This is a genomic window from Paenibacillus sp. 1SOY10 (assembly GCF_056836745.1).
This window is the reverse complement of the sequence record NZ_JBXENK010000011.1, coordinates 40213-58207: the sequence shown is the minus strand read 5'-3', so window position 1 is coordinate 58207 and position 17995 is coordinate 40213. Positions and strand designations below refer to the sequence as shown.

20 protein-coding genes and 1 riboswitch are annotated in these 17995 nt (G+C 48.9%); of the genes, 14 read left to right on the top strand and 6 right to left on the bottom strand.

Annotated features, from left to right (window positions below; all coding sequences use genetic code 11):
* Positions 1–6 precede the first annotated feature (6 nt).
* The 5 genes from AC1VOR_RS19945 to AC1VOR_RS19925 all read left to right on the top strand — a co-directional run bounded on the left by AC1VOR_RS19945 (position 7) and on the right by AC1VOR_RS19925 (position 4799).
* Positions 7–723: a Cthe_2314 family HEPN domain-containing protein gene (locus AC1VOR_RS19945; protein WP_482620419.1), complete on the top strand. Its 717-nt coding sequence runs from the start codon at positions 7–9 to the stop codon at positions 721–723.
* Between the two features lie 102 nt (positions 724–825).
* Positions 826–983: riboswitch (SAM riboswitch) on the top strand.
* A 95-nt stretch (positions 984–1078) separates the two neighbouring features.
* Positions 1079–2098: a methionine ABC transporter ATP-binding protein gene (locus AC1VOR_RS19940; protein ID WP_482620418.1), complete on the top strand. Its 1020-nt coding sequence runs from the start codon at positions 1079–1081 to the stop codon at positions 2096–2098.
* Entirely contained in the window at positions 2095–2763 is a 669-nt protein-coding gene (locus AC1VOR_RS19935; RefSeq protein WP_482620416.1) for a methionine ABC transporter permease, read from the top strand. Before AC1VOR_RS19940 ends, AC1VOR_RS19935 begins: the two co-directional genes overlap by 4 nt.
* Before the next feature lie 57 nt (positions 2764–2820).
* A complete protein-coding gene (locus tag AC1VOR_RS19930; RefSeq protein ID WP_482620414.1) occupies positions 2821–3702 on the top strand; it encodes a MetQ/NlpA family ABC transporter substrate-binding protein in 882 nt (293 codons plus the stop codon).
* Positions 3703–4025: 323 nt separating this feature from the next.
* Positions 4026–4799 (top strand): SDR family oxidoreductase, encoded by a 774-nt coding sequence (locus tag AC1VOR_RS19925; RefSeq protein ID WP_482620412.1) that lies wholly within the window; start codon positions 4026–4028, stop codon positions 4797–4799.
* A 137-nt stretch (positions 4800–4936) separates the two neighbouring features.
* Here AC1VOR_RS19925 and AC1VOR_RS19920 read toward each other — a convergent pair whose 3' ends face one another.
* A complete protein-coding gene (locus AC1VOR_RS19920) occupies positions 4937–5182 on the bottom strand; it encodes a NifU family protein (RefSeq protein ID WP_018754084.1) in 246 nt (81 codons plus the stop codon).
* A gap of 76 nt (positions 5183–5258) precedes the next feature.
* On the opposite strand from AC1VOR_RS19920, the gene AC1VOR_RS19915 reads away from it, so the two are divergent.
* Complete coding sequence (locus tag AC1VOR_RS19915; protein WP_482620410.1) at positions 5259–5492, top strand: DUF1450 domain-containing protein; 234 nt, start codon at positions 5259–5261, stop codon at positions 5490–5492.
* 12 nt (positions 5493–5504) lie between these two features.
* On the opposite strand, the gene mqnE is transcribed toward AC1VOR_RS19915, so the two are convergent.
* Positions 5505–6611 carry an aminofutalosine synthase MqnE gene (gene mqnE, locus AC1VOR_RS19910; protein ID WP_482620408.1) on the bottom strand — a complete coding sequence of 369 codons (1107 nt, stop codon included), beginning with the start codon at positions 6609–6611 and terminating at the stop codon, positions 5505–5507.
* A gap of 194 nt (positions 6612–6805) precedes the next feature.
* Here mqnE and AC1VOR_RS19905 point away from each other — a divergent pair, with 194 nt between their 5' ends.
* Positions 6806–7162, top strand: a complete 357-nt coding sequence (locus AC1VOR_RS19905; RefSeq protein WP_482620407.1) for a HesB/IscA family protein — start codon at positions 6806–6808, stop codon at positions 7160–7162.
* Positions 7163–7258: 96 nt separating this feature from the next.
* Here AC1VOR_RS19905 and AC1VOR_RS19900 read toward each other — a convergent pair whose 3' ends face one another.
* Together AC1VOR_RS19900 and AC1VOR_RS19895 are read right to left on the bottom strand one after the other, a co-directional pair.
* The gene (locus tag AC1VOR_RS19900) at positions 7259–8461 is read right to left on the bottom strand and encodes an AI-2E family transporter (RefSeq protein WP_482620406.1); all 1203 of its coding nucleotides are present in this window, start codon (positions 8459–8461) and stop codon (positions 7259–7261) included.
* Positions 8462–8675: 214 nt separating this feature from the next.
* On the bottom strand, positions 8676–8900 hold the full coding sequence (locus AC1VOR_RS19895; RefSeq protein ID WP_187377743.1) for a hypothetical protein: 225 nt from the start codon (positions 8898–8900) through the stop codon (positions 8676–8678).
* A 192-nt stretch (positions 8901–9092) separates the two neighbouring features.
* On the opposite strand from AC1VOR_RS19895, the gene AC1VOR_RS19890 reads away from it, so the two are divergent.
* Together AC1VOR_RS19890 and sda are read left to right on the top strand one after the other, a co-directional pair.
* Positions 9093–9755, top strand: a complete 663-nt coding sequence (locus AC1VOR_RS19890; protein WP_482620405.1) for a YheC/YheD family protein — start codon at positions 9093–9095, stop codon at positions 9753–9755.
* A 248-nt stretch (positions 9756–10003) separates the two neighbouring features.
* Positions 10004–10147, top strand: coding sequence for a sporulation histidine kinase inhibitor Sda (gene sda / locus AC1VOR_RS19885; protein WP_482620403.1), 144 nt, complete (start codon positions 10004–10006; stop codon positions 10145–10147).
* A gap of 379 nt (positions 10148–10526) precedes the next feature.
* Here the strand turns inward: sda and AC1VOR_RS19880 are convergent, their stop codons facing one another.
* On the bottom strand, positions 10527–11528 hold the full coding sequence (locus AC1VOR_RS19880) for an NAD(P)/FAD-dependent oxidoreductase (RefSeq protein ID WP_482620402.1): 1002 nt from the start codon (positions 11526–11528) through the stop codon (positions 10527–10529).
* A 382-nt stretch (positions 11529–11910) separates the two neighbouring features.
* Between AC1VOR_RS19880 and AC1VOR_RS19875 the strand changes: the two genes are divergently transcribed.
* On the top strand, positions 11911–13104 hold the full coding sequence (locus AC1VOR_RS19875; protein WP_482620400.1) for an NAD(P)/FAD-dependent oxidoreductase: 1194 nt from the start codon (positions 11911–11913) through the stop codon (positions 13102–13104).
* 1 nt (position 13105) lies between these two features.
* Positions 13106–13354, top strand: a complete 249-nt coding sequence (locus AC1VOR_RS19870; RefSeq protein ID WP_482620398.1) for a hypothetical protein — start codon at positions 13106–13108, stop codon at positions 13352–13354.
* Between the two features lie 65 nt (positions 13355–13419).
* Here AC1VOR_RS19870 and hemQ read toward each other — a convergent pair whose 3' ends face one another.
* Positions 13420–14166 carry a hydrogen peroxide-dependent heme synthase gene (gene hemQ, locus AC1VOR_RS19865; protein WP_482620396.1) on the bottom strand — a complete coding sequence of 249 codons (747 nt, stop codon included), beginning with the start codon at positions 14164–14166 and terminating at the stop codon, positions 13420–13422.
* Between the two features lie 231 nt (positions 14167–14397).
* Here hemQ and AC1VOR_RS19860 point away from each other — a divergent pair, with 231 nt between their 5' ends.
* The 3 genes from AC1VOR_RS19860 (at position 14398) to dnaI (ending at position 17983) form a co-directional block, all read left to right on the top strand.
* Positions 14398–14691 carry a YuiB family protein gene (locus AC1VOR_RS19860; RefSeq protein WP_059049685.1) on the top strand — a complete coding sequence of 98 codons (294 nt, stop codon included), beginning with the start codon at positions 14398–14400 and terminating at the stop codon, positions 14689–14691.
* 427 nt (positions 14692–15118) lie between these two features.
* Positions 15119–16648: a DnaD domain protein gene (locus AC1VOR_RS19855; RefSeq protein WP_482620394.1), complete on the top strand. Its 1530-nt coding sequence runs from the start codon at positions 15119–15121 to the stop codon at positions 16646–16648.
* Positions 16649–17029: 381 nt separating this feature from the next.
* Positions 17030–17983: a primosomal protein DnaI gene (gene dnaI, locus AC1VOR_RS19850; protein WP_482620392.1), complete on the top strand. Its 954-nt coding sequence runs from the start codon at positions 17030–17032 to the stop codon at positions 17981–17983.
* The last annotated feature ends 12 nt before the right edge of the window (positions 17984–17995 follow it).

The window sequence follows — 17995 nt, the reverse complement described above, 5'->3', positions numbered from 1 at the left end:
TAAACTATGCTTCGCAGCTTGCTTGGTGAACCACCTCGACAAAATGACGGCATATTTGCAAGTTCGATGGATGCTATGGGGCAAACGGTTCAACTGCTCCAGCGTGAAATCAAAGACCATCAAGACCCGTCGCATGACTACCGCAAGCTTGAAATATGGACGCGTGGACTAATTTCTTCCCTGGAAGAATTGGAGGAGTGCCTGTTCGCCGCGACCTTCTTCCGCCAGAAAGTTCGCAAGGATTCGGTGGAGGATATGGATTCGCAGGAGCGGGCTGACTATGCGCGATACGTTTACTTTTACAAGGATGGCTTCATTCGTGTGTTCTCGGCGCTGGACAAGCTCGGTACGGTGTTGAACGAATTGTTCGATCTCAAGACCTCCAAGGTGAAGACACATTTCTCCTACTTTACGGTGCTGCGTCAGTTTGCTTACTTCAAGGTTCATCCCGATTTAGGCGGCAAGCTGAACGCCATCAAAGAGGAATACCGGGAAACGCTGAACATTCTACGCAGACGTCGGAATACGGAAGTCCACTATATGAACTCGGAAATGAAGGATGATTTGTGGCAGCGGCATCAAGCCCTATTCGGTAAGGTGGAGCTGGAGGATCTCGATCAACATATCCGTGATTTGGAACGGGGCTACCACATGGTCTGTGAGACCTATCTGACTGTATTTGGCTATGTTCAGCAGCGCTGGAAGAAAATTACGAAGAGTTGATTGCTGGCTAATGTATTTTTTCTTTGACAAAACCGGCAAAACTCATTATACTCATCAATAGTTTCATTCTATGTTATGAACTGTAATATGATAATTTCATATTTCTTATCGAGAGAGGCGGAGGGACAAGGCCCGATGAAGCCCAGCAACCGATTCGTTCATGGCACGGTGTAAGATACCGTAAGGCCCGGGGAACGGATGTCATGGTGCTAAATCCTTCAAAACCAAGCGGTTGCGCGGTTGGTTTTGGCAGATGAGAAGGCATTGTCTTTACGTAAAGAGAGCCCTTTGATTCTGTGGGGCTCTTTATTTTATATCGGCTTGTACAAATAACATACATAGGGGGTGAATATAAGTGATCCAACTTAAGGATGTTACCAAGGTGTATGGAGGCAAGAAGACCTTCACCGTGGCGTTATCGGGCTTGAATTTAAGTGTGAAAAAGGGTGAAATCTTTGGAGTGATTGGCCATTCCGGAGCAGGCAAGAGCACATTGATTCGATGTATCAACTTGCTGGAACGTCCTACGGAAGGCGAGGTTTGGGTAGGCGATGTGGATCTGACGAAGCTGGGGAAGCGAGATTTGCAAGAACGCCGGCGTAAGATTGGCATGATATTTCAGCATTTCAACCTGTTGGCCTCAGCTACCGTTTACGATAATATCGCTTTCCCGCTAACGCTGATCGGAACGCCGAAGGCGTCTATAGCTAAGAAGGTAGACAGCTTGCTGGCCCTGGTTGGCTTGGAGGAGCACAAGAGCAAATATCCGGCTCAGCTATCTGGTGGGCAGAAGCAGCGGGTAGGCATCGCCCGGGCGCTCGCTAGTGATCCCGACGTCCTGCTATGCGATGAAGCTACCTCGGCACTGGACCCGCAAACGACGGACTCTATTCTCAAGCTGCTGCTTGATATTAATAAGCGGTTCCAACTGACGATTCTATTGATTACGCACGAGATGCATGTGATCCAGAGCATCTGCGACCGGGTCGCGGTCATTCATCAAGGCGGCATTGTGGAGGAAGGTCCGGTGACAGAAGTATTTCTGAAGCCGCGACATGAGGTAACACAGGAATTTTTGCACCGCGAGAACGCGGGTCAAGAGAGCTTGAAGCTTGCGGCAGCCGCCTCGTCGGCAGCGAGAGGCAAGCTGGTAAAGATCACTTTCCTGGGGGCCCAGACGTATGAATCCGTGTTGTCCCAGGTTGTCAGGGAGACAGGCGTGAATTTTGCAATTTTGCAAGGCACCATCTCCACCATTAAGGATACGCCTTACGGCCAACTGACGGTTTCGTTTGAAGGTGACAGGCAGGATGTAGAACAGACACTACGGCTGCTGCGGGAACGGGATCTTGACGTGGAGGTGCTTGAATCATGAAAGAGTTAGACTTCAGTACCATTGATTGGTCGGAAATGGGTACAGCAACGGTGGATACGTTGCAGATGATGGGTTACGCTACATTGTTTACTTTCATCCTGGGATTGCCCTTAGGCGTCATGTTATTTGTCTTTTCACGTTCTCAATCCTCGGTATTAGGATGGGTTTACAGGATTATTTCGTTGGTAGTGAACATACTTCGTTCCGTACCGTTTATTATTTTGATTGTCGCCTTGATTCCGGTAACCCGGGCTATTATGGGGGTATCAAGTGGCGTGGAGGGAACGATTCCACCGCTCGTGATCGGGGCGGCCCCATTCTTTGCCCGATTAGTGGAGACGGCGCTGCGCGAGGTGGACCGTGGGGTGATTGAGGCTTGCCAGGCTATGGGGGCTTCGTCCCTGCAATTGATTCGCAAGGTGCTCTTGCCCGAAGCGTTACCAGGCTTACTGGCTGGGATGACAATCACGGTGGTTACACTGGTCTCCTATACGGCGATGTCCGGTATGGTTGGCGGGGGCGGCTTGGGTGATTTGGCCATTCGCTACGGTTATTACCGCTACAAAAGTGAGGTCATGCTGGTTTCTGTTACATTTATGATTATTTTAGTGCAATTGTTGCAAATGCTGGGTGACCGGCTAGTTATTCATTTTACGCGGAAATAAGGAAACAATAATATATAATCTTATCCTTATTCAAAACAAATTAAGGGGGAATCTGCGATGAAAAAATGGACTTTATCCGTACTGACACTGGCTTTGGTATTGGTGTTGGCGGCTTGCGGAAGCAACAATGCAGGGAACAATACAGCGGGGAATACGCCGGAAGGAAATACTCCGGCAGCAGAAGGAAATGCAGCGAACAGCGGTAACGAAACAACTTCCGAGCCAGTGAAACTGGTCGTAGGTGCTACTGTGCCTCATGCTGATATTCTTAAATTTATCGCTCCAAAGCTGAAGGAAGAAGGCGTGGAGCTGGAAGTGAAGGAATTTACCGATTATGTACAACCTAACGTACAGGTATTCGAGAAAGAACTCGATGCGAACTATTTCCAACATCAACCGTACCTGGACGAACAAAACACGCAAAACAAATTTGATCTTGTGTCAGTTGTAGGGGTTCACGTGGAGCCGTTTGGCGCTTACTCCAAAAAATACACTTCCGCCGATGAGCTTCCTGACGGAGCGAAGGTAGCTATTCCTAATGATCCATCAAATGGTGGTCGTGCTTTGCTGCTGTTGCAAAATCAAGGCTTGATCAAGCTGAAAGAGGATGCTGGAATTACAGCAACTCAAAAGGATATTGCTGAAAATCCGAAGAACTTGAAGATCATTGAAGCTGATGCAGCTATGCTGCCTCGCCAATTGGAAGAAGTAGATCTGGCTTTGATCAACACGAACTATGCGCTTGAAGCTGATTTGAATCCGACGAAGGATGCTTTGTTCATTGAAGACAAAGAATCCCCATACACCAACTTGTTGGTAGCTCGTCCGGACAACAAGGATTCCGAAGCCATTCAGAAGCTGGCTAAGGCGCTTACTTCGGATGAAGTCAGAACGTTCATCAATGATACCTATGAAGGTGCCTTGGTACCGGTATTTTAATAATACGCCAGGGTAATTCATTCCATGGTAATACTCTCCCGCTGCGAAAATTCGCAGCGGGATTTTTTGCTCTCGTTTGTGGGAACGCGCCGAATCTTTTATACTTAAAGTGAGTGTTCAAAAAGTCGGGTTTACAGGACCAAGAAGGTTGGATGAAGCTAGGGACTGAGTAGCGGAGCGTACGTAGTGGGTACGTGAGCAACGGAAGTCCCGGGTGAATTCAAGATTCGATGCCGAATCGACTCCTTGAATAGCTACGTACTGTGAAGACGAATTTTTGAACTACCTCTTAAAGGGAGTGTACTCTGGGAGGAGGAGAAACGTTGAGTAGAAAAATAGCCCTAATTACCGGGAGCGCCAAAGGCCTCGGAAAAAGGACGGCATTGACGTTGGCGGAGCAAGGTTTTGATATTGCGCTGAATTACGTACATAGCGAATCGGAAGCGTTCTCCCTCCGTTCCGATATCCAGCAGCGGGGCGTGCGTTGTATTGCGGTGCAAGCTGATGTGTCACGGCGTGAGCAAATCACTTATTTAGCCGGGCAGGTAGAGGAGCAACTAGGGACGATTGATATCCTGGTCAACAATGCGGGTCCTTTTATCCGGGAGCGTAAACCCTTCGCCGATTATAGCCAGGACGAGGTGCTGGAGATGATTGAGGGGAATTTGGTGGGTAGCCTGCTGTTGGATCGTCTGGTGCTTCCGGCCATGCGTGAGAAGCACTGGGGACGGATCATTCATTTCGGGTTCGGACACGCAGCAGAATCGCGTGCTTGGCCACACCGTGCGGTGTATGCTGCGGCCAAGACGGGGCTGGTGTCCTTCACCAAAACGTTGGCCGTCGAAGAGGCCCCATATGGAATCACTGTTAATATGGTATGCCCCGGCGATATTCGCGGGAGGAACAAGGAGACTACTATTGAGGAAGCTCGCGAGCTTCAAGACGGGCAGACACCGCTGGGGAGGCCGGGAAGTGGCGAGGATGTAGCACGGGTCATTGCTTTCCTGTGTCATGAGGATTCTGACTTTGTCACCGGCAATATTATGGATGTGTCCGGTGGCTTGGACCCCGTTCGTCCCTGGATTAAGCCGACCTGATCCGCACATGACAGGTGAACGCATAGCAGACTTGCACAACCACAAAAAACCCGACCTTCCGGCAAATCGCCGAAGGGTCGGGTTTACTTCTCATACTCCATTGAAGAGCAGAATAGTTATCGCTTAGGTTAATGAGATCAGAATACTTGAACGACCTCTTCAACGCCTTCTACTTCTTCAAACAGAGCGCGCTCGATCCCTGCCTTGAGGGTAATCGTGGAGCTTGGGCAGCTACCGCAGGCTCCCATCAGTCGCAACTTGACGATGCCATCCTCTACGTCCACCAGTTCTACGTCGCCGCCGTCACGTTGCAGGAATGGGCGCAGTTTGTCCAAAACTTCCAGCACTTCATCATATAATTTATCTTGTACATGCTCACTCATTGTTTTCAACTCCTTTCTCGTCTTATTATATTACATAATGTCTAAAATTTAAATCCTTCTTCAGGGAGGCCCGAAGGTGAAACACTTACTTGAATATTGTACCCGGAATGTTAGCCTGGGGACTCATGAGGCCATTCGCATGGTTCAGGAGCAATACGATTGTGAAGTTCATGAATATGGCTGCTTGACCCACTGCGGAACCTGCTACGCCTTCCCTTACGTTATTGTTAATGGCAAGCAGGTGGAGGCAGAGGATGCCGGGCAATTGGCTGTGCGAATTCTCCAAATCATCAGCGAATCTGCGGTTTAAGCCAAACAAGAGTTATTCGTATACGCGAACTTCGTTATAGAAGGTATCCCGTTCGACCGGGATACGTCCGGCTCCTTTAACAAGCCAGATCAGTTCTTTCAGAGTCATCCCTTCCGGAGTTTGCGCCCCGGCAGCATGGCTGATTTGCTCCTTCAAAATTGTGCCGTGCACATCCGATGCGCCAAAAGCTAACGCTACCTGAGTGAGCTGCACTCCAATATTAATGAAGTAAGCCTTGATATGCGGAATATTATCCAGCATCAATCGGCTAATCGCAATCGTCTTCAAATCCTCATAGGCCGAGTTCCGCCGCATAATGCTGGCGTTCTTGTTACGTGGCTGCATCGACAGCGGAATAAATACCTGGAATCCACCCGTCTCATCCTGCAATTCACGGATCTGCATCATATGGCGGATGCGGTCCTCGTAGGACTCCACGGAGCTATAGAGCATCGTGGTTGGCGTCTTCATGCCGAGCTGGTGGGCGGTCCGGTGGACATCGAGATATTGCTCGACGTTGGCTTTGTCGACCTTCATTTTCTCACGGTATTGATCCGATAAAATTTCCGCACCGCCGCCTGTTAGTGACTCCAAACCCGCTTCCTGCAGGCGCAGGAGCACTTCCTTGGTGCTTAATCCGCTCAAGCGAGTATAGAATTCAATTTCGGCTGCGGTATAGGCTTTGATAGTGACCTGTGGGAAATTTTCCTTAAGGACTTTCAGCGAATCCACATAATACTGGAACGGCACATGATTGTTATGTCCGCCCACGATATGAAATTCGCGAACCCCCGGGGTAATGTGCTGCTTCACGTAAGCCACCATTTCTTCCCCGGACAGGGTATAAGAGCCTTCTTCGCCTTGATCCTTGCGGAAGCTGCAAAAAGCGCAGCGGGATTCGCAAACGTTCGTGAAGTAGAGACTCATGTTCTCAATAAAATAAACCTTTTTGCCATTTTTGCGCAGATTGACCTCACCGGCAAGCTGGCCAATGCTCAAGATATCATCGCTTTCATATAAATAGACCCCATCTTCGAGGGAGAGACGTTCTCCATTGCGGACTTTATCCGCAATTTCGGCCATTCTCTTGTCGGTATTCGGGGTAACCAGCGTGAACATAGCGTTCCCTCCGTTTCCAAGTGCAATTAATGCCTGGTACAATTACTGTATGAATTACCTTCCTATTATAAACCCCGTATCCCAAGGGGGCAACAATGATAGCTGGAGGAAATCATTTCTGCAACAAGAAATATCACATCTGTTGAGCGTATGAGGGAGAAGGAGTATAATTTGCTTAAAGGAGTGTGAAGGTCATGATTACAATTACGGACAGCGCAATGGCGCGGATTAAAAATATGCTTGCTGAAGAAGAAACGCCGGGGATGTTCCTGCGGGTGGGAGTGAATCCTGGCGGCTGTAGCGGATTTTCCTACGGCATGGGACTGGATGATGAGGAAAGTGCAGAGGATGTCTATATAGACATTCATGGGCTGAAGGTGGTTGTGGATAAGGAAAGCGTTCGTTATTTGAACGGTCTGGAGATTGACTTCAAGGAGTCGGGCATGAGCGGAGGCTTCACCATCCAGAACCCCAATGCCATCGCTACCTGCGGTTGCGGCCAGTCGTTCCGCATGAAGGACGAAGAAGGCCAGCCACAAGAGTGTGATTAAGTAAGCAGACTAATAGCCATTATAAAGGCCCTCGCGGGTTTTCCGCGAGGGCCTGTTTTATTTGTACAGCTATCTGTAGTGAACTAGATTAAGGTGTTACTCTTCGGGCCCGGGTTGCGGCTGCTCAGTAATGATCTCATCAGAAGGAGTGGGCACATCCGCTGTGATTGGATCATACAGATGCGAGCGCCGCTCAAACCACTGGAATAGATGGGAGAAGATGACCTTAAGCACGGCATATCCTGGAACGGCCAAGATGATGCCAAGCACCCCGAACAGGTTACCTGCCGTAAGGATTACGAAGATGATTGTAATCGGGTGAATGCTTAGTGATTTGCCCATGATTTGCGGCGAAATAAATTTACCTTCAATTAATTGCACTACCGTCCAGACGATAATCAGTTTGACCAGCATGATCGGCGAGGTCACGATAGCGATAATTAATGCCGGTGTAATAGCGATAGCCGGACCGAGATACGGCACGATGCTGGTGAAGGATGCGATGATAGCCAAGGTCAGCGAGTAGTCCAGACCGATAATCACAAAGCCGATATACATTAACACGCCAATGCAGAAGCTGACGATAATTTGCCCACGGATGTAGGAGCTGATCTGTCCATTGACCTCTGTCATGACATGATGCGTCTGACTGCGAAGGCGAACTGGCACATAACGAAGAATAAATTGCGGAAGCTTCTTCCCGTCCTTGAGTAGATAAAACAGGATGAAAGGCACGGTGATGATGGCCAGCACGACGTTCTTCACTGCGCCAAGGAAGCCCCCGATGCCGGACCAGGCGTTATTCAGCAGATCACTGCCTTGCTCAGCCAGCGAACGGGTCAAATCATTGAAGTTAAAACCTGATGTCTCCTGGATTTGATGGAAGAGGTTGCTCCCAATGAGCAAGGCGAACTGCTCCTGTGCTTCCGTCATATATCCGGGGAAGTTCTCGACAAGACTCATGATCTGCTCCTGTACGAGTGGGACAACCGTCATGACGAGAAGTGTAATCAGTCCTGCAATAAGCAGATAGAGGCCTGTAATGGTATAAGCACGACGAATCCGTTTCTTCTCTAGCCAATCGACCAGCGGGTTAAGCAGATAGTAGATAGCTCCCGTCAAGATGATCGGCAGCAGAATGGTTTTGACCAGCACGGTAACCGGTGTGAACACGAACGAAATTTTGGAGAATACCAAAATGTTCAGACTAATCAGTAATACGATAAGCAGAAATAAGACAAAACGGTTGTTCAGGAAAAACTTCTTGAAGCGTTGACTCCACAGTGGTGTACTTCCCATGCGATATGACCCTCCTGGTTCTTTCTTTGCAATGAGGCAAATTGGTCTATGTAAATAATACGAATAACTTGAGTTAGGTTTCCACTTTTTTAGAGAAAAAGACTCATGCCGTTCCCGATAAAGGCTGTGGCTTGAGTCCAAGGTTCTCTACAAGAGGTAGTTCAAAAAGTCGTCTTCCCAGAACGAAGCAGTTCAAGGAGTAGAATCGACATCTTTACAGAAACTGCCGATCCACCATAAGGAAGACCATAACCGCTGCGACTAGTGAGAAGACGATGCAACCAGCCCCCAGGCCCTTGCGGGAGGACTTGACCATTTTGAGCCCTGTAAGGAATAAAGCTACGGTAATTCCCGCAAGCACTAGCGACATGGCAATCATGGCGAACCAATAAAGCACCTCAAAGAGCGAAGCCTCAAATGAAGATCCCCCTGTATTCAATACCCGTTCCTCCCCCTTCTCTGGTCGGATATAGACCATTGTTCCCCATTAATATACGTTAATTCTTCCCATTTGCAAAGAAAAGCCCTTGGATGATCGCGGGGAAAAGGGGCTTAGGCCTTGGACAATCATCCAAGAATCTATAACTTCCTACGAGTAAAATACCTTATATCGTAGAAAGGGGATAGTGTCATGGCGGGAAGACAGTTAGCCAACAAATGGCTGAAGACAGAGGCGCTTCTAAGCAATGGGGAAGTGGCCACCCACATACCGCAGACCCGATTGTACAGCGCTGATGCCTTGAAGAGAATGCTACATCAGTTTGGCATGGTTGTGATTAAGCCGCTTTGTGGGGGAGGCGGCTATGGTGTAATTAAGGTAACGTATTCCGGCGGTGTATACGCGTTCACCTATGCTTCGCGCAGATATTGCTTCTCCAGCTTCAATGCCATGTTTCGTGCATTGAACCGGGCCAAGGCCAAACGCAAGTACATGATTCAGCAAGGGATTCATCTGGCTCGGATTTATGGACGGCCCATTGATTACAGAGTGAAGGTTGTGAAGGAGAACGGAGCCTGGGGGTATCGCTCAATGGTAGGGCGTCTGGCTCGTCCCGGATTGTTCGTAACCAACCTGTGCAAGGGCGGGTCTATGCTGAGCGCTCGCGAGGGGCTGAGCCGTTCCTTGGGTCGTAAGATTTCTGTTCGCAAGCGCAGAGAAATGCGCACGCTGACAAATACATGTATAACCATCCTGGAGAGTCGTTTCCCTGGTGTCGGGGAGCTTGGATTTGATTACGGAGTCGATCGTAGCGGTAAGATCTGGATTTTTGAAGTGAATACAAGACCACAATAAGATGTAAGCAGCACAGAAATTCTCCAAAATTCCTTTGTTTAGGAGAAAATTTTCCGTCAAAATATGCGAACTGGTGTCCTGTGAATAACTTTTGTCCACATTATCCCATCATATTTTTCAACGCTTTTCGATAATTACTAACATGTTGTTCACAGGATTTCCACAGGCATATGTGGATAACAGGAACGCTTGTTCTACTAAACTTTTCCTGTTATGATGAGGAAAATACTAGAAAGGGCGTGTTACCAATGGCGTTGTTGACCGATGATTTGCTTCTCGAATCCTACTATAAAGCGACCCAATTGCAGTTGGATCAGGAGTTTATCGCATTGCTATTGGCTGAAATCCGCAGACGGGAATTGGACCTTTCCCAATCTACCATGCTTCACTAGACTGTGGACAATTTGTCCAGTTTGCTAGAGATGAATTGAGTTATCCCCAGGCATTCAAGGCGCTTGCCAGGCGTTAACATGATATATATAAGCTTCATGACAATGCGGACACTGTACGACATGTTCGCAGCCGGATGGACTGCGCTCGGAAATGACTGAGGTGTATTGATCAGCGGAGCCGTAAGGACTGTAAGGTCCGGTATAGTCTTCCTTTTTTCCAGTATTCTCAAGTACGTATCCGCAATCAGGACAGGTTGCATGAAATGTGGCCAAGCCGTTGCAGAGCGGGCATATATATGGCAAAGGGTATCTTCTCCTTTACGGTATAATAAAATCCGTAAGGTTAAGATACCCTTTTCTTTGTTAAATCATGTAAAAACTACAGTTTAAGATTACTGCTGTGTCCCGGGGATAGCTTGGCCTCTGGATCGATGTAAACCTTGGCATTGTTAACGGCGGTTGGCGCCTCGCCGAAGCCGACAGCAATCAGATCCAGTTTGCCGGAATACGTCGTAATATCGCCTGCAGCAAAAATGCCGGGAATCGAGCTCTCCATACGGGAATCGACAACGATGGAATTGCCCTGGATATCAAGGCCCCATTCAGCGATGGGTCCCAGCGAAGAGACAAAGCCGAAGTTCACGATAACGTCATCTACCAGAAGCTCTTGCGTCTCCTTCGTCTTCACATGAGCCAACGTCACGCGCTCAATCCGGTCTCCCCCATGCAACTCGGTTATTTCCGTCGGAGTGATGACTTGTACCTTGGAAGACATCAGTCTCTCCACGCTATGCTCATGGGCCCGGAACTTATCGCGGCGATGAATTAATGTAACTTGTTCCGCGATGGGCTCCAGCATCAGCGCCCAGTCTACGGCGGAATCGCCGCCGCCGCTGATCAGTACCTTCTTGCCGCTGAAGCGGCTCAAGTCGCTGACGAAGTAATGCAGGTTGGCCTTCTCGAAGCCAGCCGCATTCTCCAAATCCAGTCTGCGAGGTTCGAAGGCTCCGACGCCAGCCGTGATAATCAGGGCGCGTGCGTGGTGAACGTCTTTGTCCGTAGTTACGATGAAGTGGCGTTCGTCTTTCTTCTCGATTTGCACCACGCGTTCCTCAAGACGGATGTCAGGATCGAACAGCTTGAGCTGCTCATTCAGGTTGTCGATGAGCTGTTGCCCCGTAACCTTCGGGAACCCGGCTACATCGTAAATATATTTCTCAGGATAGAGGGCAGCAACTTGCCCCCCAAGCTGAGGCATACTCTCAATCAGTTTGACGGAAGCTTTTCTCATTCCGCCATAAAATGCGGCAAACATGCCTGCCGGTCCGCCTCCGATAATAAGGAGATCGGTGAATTCGCCGGCATTGTTTTGGGATGACACGGGCCAAACACCTCCAGATATTTTTCTGCACCTTCACAGGTTTTTATAATGTCAATTCTACTTTATTATAAACGTCATATCCTTTCTTGCAAAGACAGGTTGCAAACTGCCCTGAATCTGTAAAAGAAAACGTAGAAAGTCCCATGATTACGGGTAAAATAAGACTTGATCTTTTATGTAAAAGCCGATATCATTCAAATGTATGCATTCATATTTGTGACGAAAAAAGTACATTTGTGAAATAGGATTCCCGATTTTGGCGAATAATAGTATAGGTTAAGAATCGTGCCGAAGACTGTAATTTTATGTGTTAATTTTCACATTGAAGTTTTTGGTTTAATTTCAAATATAGAGCGCCCCAACTTGGAAGGAGAACAAAATCATGAGTACCATACCCAAAATTGTAATTCTTGGTGCGGGTTATGGTGGTATTCTTACCGCCCAGCGACTGCAAAAAGAACTGAATTACAATGAGGCTGACGTCACCCTGGTGAATCGCCATGACTATCATTATTTTACGACACATCTGCATATGCCGGCGGCCGGGACAGATTCCATCGAGCATACGCGGGTAGCCATCTCCAAACTAATCGACGAGTTCAAAATCGATTTGGTGAAATCGAATGTACAGGAAATCCGTCTGGCAGATAAGAAGGTCGTACTTCAGGACGGAACTCTTTCATATGATTATTTGATCATTGCCCTGGGTGGAGAGCCTGAATCGTTTGGCATTCCGGGATTGACCGAATACGCCATGACGATTCGCAGCATCAACTCGGTGCGGATGATTCGCCAGCATATCGAATATCAATTTGCCCTTTATAAGGCGGATGAGAGCCGTGCTGATCGTCTGAACTTTGTTGTTGGCGGAGCTGGCTTCAGCGGTATTGAATTCGTAGCTGAGCTCGCTGATCGCATTCCGCAATTATGCAAGGAATACGATGTAGATCCCAACTACGTGAACGTATACAACGTGGAGGCTGCACCAACCGCTCTGCCTGGTTTTGATCCCGAGTTGGTAGAGTACGCCATGGATGTGCTTAAGAAGAAGGGCGTAAAGTTCAAGATTGGCGTAGCGATCAAGGAGTGCACACCGGATGGAGTGGTTCTGGCCACCGGCGAGGAGATTAAATCCCAGACTGTCGTTTGGACAGGGGGCATTCGTGGCAATCGTCTGGTTGAAGCTGCAGGCTTTGAGACGGCACGTGGACGCGTCAAGATTGATGACTATTTGCGGGCTCCAAGCCATGATAACGTGTTTATTATCGGGGATAACTCCCTGATGTTCAATCCGGAAGGCCGCCCTTATCCGCCTACCGCGCAAATTGCCATGCAGCAGGGCGTGACCTGCGCACAAAACGTAGTGGCCTCCATCCGCGGTAAGGAGCTTAAGAAGTTTGTGTTCAGTAATAAAGGCACCGTGGCTTCTTTGGGTAAGGGTGAGGCTGTTGCCAGCGCCTTCGGCAAAAAATACAAAGGCTGGGGAGCAGCTCAATTGAAAAAGCTGGTCGACCTGCGTTATCTGTTCACCATCGGGGGAATTCCGTTAGTATTGAAGAAGGGAAGATTCTTCTAACATGCGCCATTGCAGTGTTCAAGTGCGGGGCTTGTTAACGCGGGAGGAGCTGGATCGTTACAATGCGCTGATGGAGGTAGGCTCCTATCTCGAATCGCAGCAGCGCCATGACCTGGCGTATACGGTCCAGCGAGAAGTCGATGTCTTAATTTTGCCAGCGATTGAGCGGTTGAAGGAGAAGAGTCGGGAACGGGACCGGGCTACTGCCGAGTATCTGGAATCGCTCGGCTCTGATCCGGAAGAAGAATAGGGTAACAAAGCAATAAACAAGGCGTGCCGCCCTGGAGAGAGCGGCACGCCTTTATTTATTATGAATTACAATTTCAGCATATCATCAAGCAATTCGGCATTGAGCAGGTTGCCCACAAAGAATTGGCCGAATTCGCCGTATCTTGCGCTGACCTCGTCGAAGCGCATCTCGTAGACGAGCTTCTTGAATTGCAGGGCATCGTCGGCGAACAGGGTCACGCCCCATTCCCAATCATCAAGCCCTACGGAACCGGTAATAATCTGCTTGACCTTGCCGGCGTAGCCGCGCCCGATCATGCCATGGCTGCGCATCAGGGCACGCCGTTCGTCCATAGATAGCATGTACCAGTTGTCCGCAAGCTCGCGCTTCTTGTTCATCGGATAGAAGCAGATATGCTTGGACTTGGGCAGCACAGGCTGCAAGCGAGCCAGCACTTCCGGATTGGCCTTCGGATCACCGTCCCCCGAACCCAGGTAGTTGCTTAGCTCCACTACGCTGACATAAGAGTAAGTCTTGATGGTGTAATCGGCAAAGGAGGTTTTGTTGAAGGCATTCTCCAGAGCGTTAAGCTCCTCCAGTGTCTCCCGTAAATGCATGAATACGATGTCGGCCTTCTGGCCAACGACGGAATACACGGCATAGCTTCCGATCTTGTCCAGCTCAAGGCTGGCCCATTCTTGTAGAAATGTATGTAGTTCCTCCAAGGCTCCGGCACGTTCCTCATCGTCCGCTGCCTTCCAGGCCGCCCAATCTATAGTGCGGAAATCATGAAGCGCATACCAACCTTCCAAGGTCAAGGTTGCTTCGTTCATATCTATACTCACTCCTCGATGAATTTATAATCCTGCCGCAAGTTTGCGGTTACGCTTTCTCCATTGTAGCGCAAGGAATGTAAAGGGGGCAAATGAGTTTTCCCATTTTTCCTCCAAAGTTCATTGCTTCGCTACATTTTTTCTAGTAAACTAACTACTAGCTTGAGTTTATGTGATTTATTTTATAGTTGCAGTATTTTATCAATGGATATGCAGAAGGGTGGGGAAGCGATGGGCTGGCTCATCGTGCTGGTGCTAATGGTGTTGTTCTTCGTCATGATGTTTGGCATCGGATTTATTCTCAATATGCTGATGAAGACAACCTGGTTTCCCGCATATGTATTCATTATCATCATATTGCCAATCGTTGTTTATACGCTGTGGGATCATGACAAGGGCTTTGGGGCTTATTTGGCCTCGTTCGGGCTGGTTGATTATTTGACGGCCTTCGCAGGGCTTTGCGGTGCGTTGCTCAGTGGCTGGACTATTCAGAAGCTGCGGCAGGGCGGATACAAGATGTTCTAGGATAGCATTTTATGTGGGGTTGTCCCAAGGCGGAGAGGGATCTGCCAAGTGGGGCAACCCTTTTTTTGATGGCAGGATGACGGACCACGAATGGGGCCGTTCGCTGGCGTAAAATTTGCTATTTGCGTGAAGCGTGGGTGAAAACGCCGATTTTTGCCACAAGAGGACAACTCAGGCAAGTCTCTTTTATGTTAAAATAAAACCAGTCTATTTATAGAGGTAGTTCAAAAAGTCGTCTTTCCAGAACGAAGCAGTTCGAGTAGTAGATTCGGGCGTCGAATCTTGAATTCAGCCGGGCCTTCCGTTGCTCACGTAGATCTGTCTACGCTCCGCTACTCAGTCCCTGCCTTCATCCAACCTTCTCGGTCCTGCAAACCCGACTTTTTGAACAAGGACTTAATAGACATAGGGAAGGAGAGTTGGGGCCGTGCGGATAAGCAATATATTGCATTTTACCGAGAATCACCGTTACTGCGTATACCGTGATTTTGGTCTCAGTCCCGTTGATGGCAAGATGCTCGGCCTCCTCTATCAGCCGATGGTAGGGGCGTTCGCCGTCTCATTCTATCGCTTGCTGACGGAGCAGGTGCCACAGGAGCAGGTTGGATATTCAGGGATGGAGCAGCAGCGCAAGCTGTTTCTGACCTTAGGCCTGGATCCTAGTGAAAAGGGAAGAAAATTTCTAATAGAACAGGCATCGCTGCTGGAGGCGGTGGGCTTGCTTCAGACAAGCCGCCTATATGCCCCGGACGGCGATGATTATATGTATGAATATGAACTGCAACCGCCACTATCGCCGGCAGAGTTTTTTCGGACGCAGCATCTAACGCTGCTGCTGCGCGACAAGATTGGCAAGTTTGCGGTGCTGGCGCTGCGGGAGCAGCTATTCAGCAAAGAGCCGGAGGCTTGGGCCGGAGCCAGCTATAATAAAGAGAATCTTAGCATTCCTTTCTATGATATATTCGAGCTCAACACGCATTCGATTGATTATGAGCTGGAGCAGGCAATTGCCGAGACATCGATTGCCAGACAGCCAGGTATGCGTATTGCTCCTGAAGAAGAAGAGATTAATTACGCGGACATTATTCTCCGCTTTCCGCGGGAATCCGGGAACCGGGCTTTTGTGGAGGGACTGCGCTTCGACCATGAAGGCATGGGCGTCATTAATTATGTAGCTCACAAATATGATCTGACCGCACAGGATTTATGCCGTCTGCTCGATGAGGACGGGGTGTTCGATCCGGCAGGGGGGCTTCAACTGGATCAGCTACAACATCGTGCCAATTTGCAATTCCGGCAAGGGAAACGGCGGATGGAGGAGCGCGAAGTGGTGTATGGGAAGATCGCTTCACTGCGTGCGGAAGAAGATCAGCCGACATCAACAGCCGGGGCTATGCCCGAAGAGGTAGCGGTGCAAATGGAATTTTACGTCGAGGTGCCTCCGCAGTTCCGCAGCAAATGCGACATTCACCAGTATAATATGATGCTACGGAACGAGCCGTATACCCGGTTGCTGAAGACGTTCTTTCCTGGGACAGTACCTGATAATATGCTCGATATTTTCGAGAAAGTTGATCTTAATTATAAGCTGCCGGGCGAGGTTATTAACGTATTAATTCATTATTTGATGTCGCTGCTAACCTCTGGCGGGGAGCAACGAATCAACCGTAACTTCGTGGATGCGATTGCGGCTAATATGCTGCTGAAGCAGGTTAATACGTACGAGCAGGCGGTACAGTATATTCGTGATCAGGCCAAGGTGAAGGAGAAGGCGGCTGGAGCTGCTGCTGCAGGCAACCCGCGGCCACGAACCTATGGCGGGCGATCGGCCAAGGCGAAGCCCGAGATTCCGATCGTACAGCAGACGGTAGAGGATGAGGCCGTCTCCGAGGAAGAATTCGCGGAGCTTGTCAGAATGGCGGAACGCCGCAAGGCCAACAAGCAGAAGAAAATATAGTGAAATTTTGTGCTCAATCTAAAAATTAGCGGTTGATCGTTAGCAAGACTTATGAGGCGAATTGCACGTATCTCTGGAATTCGCTGAATACCGCTGGTTCACAGATTCTATTGGGCGATTCCGCTTCTATTATAGGGAAAAACTCCCGTTAAATGGCTCGAATTCGCCCGGAATCGTGATTTATATGGATTTTCTCATGTTAATCATTATAAAATGGTCGATTTTTGGGAAAAGCCCAAAATTAACATGAGGATTTCCTGTTATATATGATATTTGGGGAAATACAGGCGAATTAGCATGAGGTTTTCCCGTTAGAGGTATATTCATTTTTGTTTTGATTCAAATCTAGTGATAAAAAGACGGATAAGAAGGTGAACTGCCATGGAGTCACTCGGAGAGTTACTGACGCAGATGAGGAATCCGCAGCTTAAGCAACGTCAGGAGGAGCTTGCTGCTCGGCTACTGAATGATCCGCTGGTAATGGAGTTGCAAAGCCAGCACCCGGAGCTGGAGCTAGCGACGTTGACGCGTGGAATGGCCAAGCTGTATCAATATGTGAAGGACAGCAACAATTGTGCCAACTGCCCAGGTCTGGACCGCTGCCCTAATGATTTCTCTGGTCACTTCACCAAGGTTACCGTGGAGCAGTTAGGAGAAACCTCCCAACTGGTGGACCGTCAAGTGCCATGCTCCAAGCAATTGCGGCATGAACGGGAGCTTGCGGTCAAGAAGCGAATTCATAGCTTCTATGTGGATGAGCGCGCATTGGAGCAAGGCTATGATGATGTAGAGATCATGGCGAAGGATTCAACCAGGGCACCTGCGGTCAATCAAGTGTTTGGTTACATTGATGGGACGAAGGAGCAGGGGCTGACGGCGAAGGGGTTATACCTGGAAGGGTCTTTTGGAACAGGTAAAACATTTCTCATGTGTTATATGCTCCATGAATTAGCCAAGGATGGGTATTCCGGTGCCATCGTGTACATGCCGGAATTCGTGGAAGAGCTGAAATCGATGATGCAGGATAGCGAGAAGTTACGCGAGACAGTGGAGACGATGAAGCAGGTGGACCTGTTGATCTTCGACGATATCGGGGCGGAAAATTTAAACCCATGGGTGCGCGATCATATTTTGGGTTCGATTCTGAATTACCGTATGAACCGTAAACCTACCTTCTATACTTCTAACTATTCCCTGAATGCCCTGGAGAAGCATCTGAGCTTCACCAGCAAGGATGGGGAAGAGCGTCATAAAGGACAGCGGCTAATGGACCGCATTGCTCCGTTCGTTGATGTGGTGCAGGTAAAGGGTGCGAACAAACGCGGACAGGGCTGATGGCGGTGTGTA

Excerpts from the sequence above, each read along its gene's own strand:
- mqnE (WP_482620408.1), bottom strand. The coding sequence starts at position 6,611 with ATGTTCACGCTGGTTACCCCGAATACCGACAAGAGAATGGCCGAAATT.
- sda (WP_482620403.1), top strand. The coding sequence starts at position 10,004 with ATGGCGTTGTTGACCGATGATTTGCTTCTCGAATCCTACTATAAAGCG.
- AC1VOR_RS19860 (WP_059049685.1), top strand. The coding sequence starts at position 14,398 with ATGGGCTGGCTCATCGTGCTGGTGCTAATGGTGTTGTTCTTCGTCATG.
- AC1VOR_RS19890 (WP_482620405.1), top strand. The coding sequence starts at position 9,093 with ATGGCGGGAAGACAGTTAGCCAACAAATGGCTGAAGACAGAGGCGCTT.
- AC1VOR_RS19905 (WP_482620407.1), top strand. The coding sequence starts at position 6,806 with ATGATTACAATTACGGACAGCGCAATGGCGCGGATTAAAAATATGCTT.
- dnaI (WP_482620392.1), top strand. The coding sequence starts at position 17,030 with ATGGAGTCACTCGGAGAGTTACTGACGCAGATGAGGAATCCGCAGCTT.
- AC1VOR_RS19870 (WP_482620398.1), top strand. The coding sequence starts at position 13,106 with ATGCGCCATTGCAGTGTTCAAGTGCGGGGCTTGTTAACGCGGGAGGAG.
- AC1VOR_RS19900 (WP_482620406.1), bottom strand. The coding sequence starts at position 8,461 with ATGGGAAGTACACCACTGTGGAGTCAACGCTTCAAGAAGTTTTTCCTG.
- AC1VOR_RS19935 (WP_482620416.1), top strand. The coding sequence starts at position 2,095 with ATGAAAGAGTTAGACTTCAGTACCATTGATTGGTCGGAAATGGGTACA.
- hemQ (WP_482620396.1), bottom strand. The coding sequence starts at position 14,166 with ATGAACGAAGCAACCTTGACCTTGGAAGGTTGGTATGCGCTTCATGAT.
- AC1VOR_RS19875 (WP_482620400.1), top strand. The coding sequence starts at position 11,911 with ATGAGTACCATACCCAAAATTGTAATTCTTGGTGCGGGTTATGGTGGT.
- AC1VOR_RS19920 (WP_018754084.1), bottom strand. The coding sequence starts at position 5,182 with ATGAGTGAGCATGTACAAGATAAATTATATGATGAAGTGCTGGAAGTT.
- AC1VOR_RS19930 (WP_482620414.1), top strand. The coding sequence starts at position 2,821 with ATGAAAAAATGGACTTTATCCGTACTGACACTGGCTTTGGTATTGGTG.
- AC1VOR_RS19945 (WP_482620419.1), top strand. The coding sequence starts at position 7 with ATGCTTCGCAGCTTGCTTGGTGAACCACCTCGACAAAATGACGGCATA.